The following is a 2,557-nucleotide window of genomic DNA, read 5'->3' as shown; positions in this document are numbered from 1 at the left end:
ATGTAGCGCAGGGCATCATTACTTGAGTCCCAAGATACAAGCATACAAAAAAKAAGGAAARAACAGAAAAAGGCATTRAATAARAAACCGTTTATTATTTTYCGYGGATCYTTTAAGTAAGARATAAGAAAAATAATAAACAATATAAGAGGAATAATTCCGAAATACATAAATATAGTACACCTCAATTTATATAAGAATTTGACATACCTTTTATATTACATGATTTTATAATTGAAAATGAAAGAAAAAGGATTTTGAATTTTCTTAATAAAATATATGGATACATATGTTAAAATGTATTCAAGGCGATATATTAAAAGTAAAATGGTTGAAGAGGCACTCTGTGGAGTGTCTTTTTCTTTTTGGTATGTAATTATGCATATTATGTTTATTTTCAAGGGAAGAGGATTAAAATATAAGTTGTGGATACACGCTATAAAGCAGAATTTTATATTAATATTTATTTCTACTCTTTTGTACCTAACAATCTTGTAACAATTCATGATTCTGTTTTCTAGTGTGTGTTTACAAAAAGCGGGATGGGGTATATATAAACAGGGGAAAGGACGTCTTCTTGAAAGGCGTCTTTTTGTTTCTTAGTATAGATAATTTYCACTATTAACGTAGTGCAAACTATCTATACTAAACATTAGCAATCTTCCGTATAAATATTATCAATTTACTATATATTCCAGTGGTGATAAGCTACATATGAAAGGCTTTCTTTTTCAAAATATTACCCCTAATAAATTTTGAAAGAGTCAACTGTCTCCAAAATTGCCATTTGTGCTTAGCAAAAAAAGAATCCTTCGGGGTTCTTTTTTTGTATTCGACAGAATATGACAAAATGAATTTATATAATTTGTTATATTGTTAAATGGTTATTATGGAAAAGAGAAGGAGACTTAAGTATGGGATTTAAAAAATTACTTTTAACAGGTGCAATTGTTGCAACTACAGCATTTACTTCAATTGGGACAGCGCAGGCAAGTATAGAGTTTAAAGATGTTCCAAACAATCATTGGTCGTATAAGGCAATTATGGACTTAGCAAATAAAAACATTGTTGCTGGATATGGAAATGGGATTTTTGGATTTGGTGATGATGTAACTCGTGAGCAAGTTGCAGCCCTTATGTTCCGTCAATTAAAGCCAGCAGTAAAAGAACAGTATAATAATCCGTATAAAGATGTTACTGATCGTTCGACTCTGTTTAAAAAAGAGATTCTTGCTTTAACAGAGATGGGTGTATTTGCTGGAGATGGCACAGGGAACTTTAGACCGAAAGATTCGTTAACTCGCGATGAAATGGCACAAATTTTAACAAAAGGGTTCCAATTGCAAATAAGAGGGGATCATAATTTCCCGGACGTAGATAGAAATGGATGGGCGAATCCTGCGATTACTGCAGTTAAATCAAATTATATTACAGCTGGAACTGGTGATGGTAAATTCGCACCTAGAATGCATGTAAGTCGTGAGCAATATGTTCAGTTCTTATATAACGCGACATTACCACTTGAAGAAAGACCAGGAGCAAGACAAGAACAACCACAACCAGAGGTGAAGCCAGAACAAAAGCCAGAACCAAAACGCTTTGCTAACTGTAAAGAAGCAAATGATGCTGGGGTTTACGATATTACAAGAGATAGTCCGTATTACGGTAAGCATTTAGATCGTGATGGCGATGGAATTGCTTGTGAGAGAAAGAAGAGCGGTAAATAAGAAAAAAGCACTCAGCCTGAGTGCTTTTTTCTTATTCACACATGCTATTTTTGTAGGCGATTCTCATAGAATGGGAGTAACGAAATGAAAGTAGGTGATAAAATGCCAGCTATTGTGGAAGGGGTTATTATTGAGAACTGTAACGGGACAATTAACTTAGGTGATAAATATAAYGTRCATCCRATTGAAAAAACGAAAGCTTATAATGGATCGGGATCTTCAAATACCGGATTAAATGTGAGRACATTYAGTGGTATTAGTACAGCGGATGTAAGTGATAGCGATGTGTATGACCAAGTAATTCAATCTACGTTATAATTTTTATATGTAAAATTGCATAAAGTAATGTGTTTGCCCTGTGATACAATTTAGCTGTGAGCTGTTAGTGATTCTTCTTTATCATAGTTGTTAGATTAGAAATGTAACATCTTATCGAAAATCATACGTATAAGAAAAAGACACTTCGCTCGAAGTGTCTTTTTTATTTTAGTGATACCCTTTAGCAGAGTCTTTATGAATTTTATTTTTAAATATGCTGTAGCTCCAAAGCTGATATCCAATAACGATTGGTACCATGACCATTGCAACGAAGAACATAATTTTTAAGTTTAATTGACTACCAGCTGCGTTATATAACGTTGTACTGTATGCGTCGTTAATACGTGATGGTAACATTCTCGGGAACATGCCTGCAAAACCAGTTGTCATAAACATTGCGATTGTTAAGCAAACGAATGTGAATGCAAGGCCAATTTTATGTTTGTACACCATAATAAGTGTGAGTACACTCATTAACATTGCAAGTACTGGAAGAATGAATAGTACAGGAT

3 protein-coding genes and 1 pseudogene are annotated in these 2,557 nt (G+C 33.4%); 2 read left to right on the top strand and 2 right to left on the bottom strand.

Translation table 11 applies throughout. The features are described 5' to 3' along the window. A pseudogene (locus tag AC1DJR_RS26075) lies at positions 1–170 on the bottom strand (YdcF family protein); the annotation flags it as partial. Positions 171–914: 744 nt separating this feature from the next. On the opposite strand from AC1DJR_RS26075, the gene AC1DJR_RS26070 reads away from it, so the two are divergent. Together AC1DJR_RS26070 and AC1DJR_RS26065 are read left to right on the top strand one after the other, a co-directional pair. After that, complete coding sequence (locus AC1DJR_RS26070) at positions 915–1,727, top strand: S-layer homology domain-containing protein (protein ID WP_193662764.1); 813 nt, start codon at positions 915–917, stop codon at positions 1,725–1,727. Positions 1,728–1,811: 84 nt separating this feature from the next. After that, a complete protein-coding gene (locus AC1DJR_RS26065) occupies positions 1,812–2,045 on the top strand; it encodes a spore germination protein (protein WP_105585926.1) in 234 nt (77 codons plus the stop codon). 168 nt (positions 2,046–2,213) lie between these two features. Here the strand turns inward: AC1DJR_RS26065 and AC1DJR_RS26060 are convergent. Beyond that, positions 2,214–2,557, bottom strand: a 344-nt coding sequence (locus tag AC1DJR_RS26060) for a cytochrome d ubiquinol oxidase subunit II (protein ID WP_477003868.1), incomplete at its 5' end; no start/stop codon positions are given.

It is taken from the genome of Bacillus sp. 05T31, assembly GCF_056396725.1.
Note: the sequence above shows the minus strand (reverse complement) of the source record. Positions and strands in the feature narration are given on the sequence as shown.

What these genes read in the sequence shown, in the direction of transcription:
- AC1DJR_RS26070 (WP_193662764.1), top strand. Translation starts at nt 915, where the DNA reads ATGGGATTTAAAAAATTACTTTTAACAGGTGCAATTGTTGCAACTACA.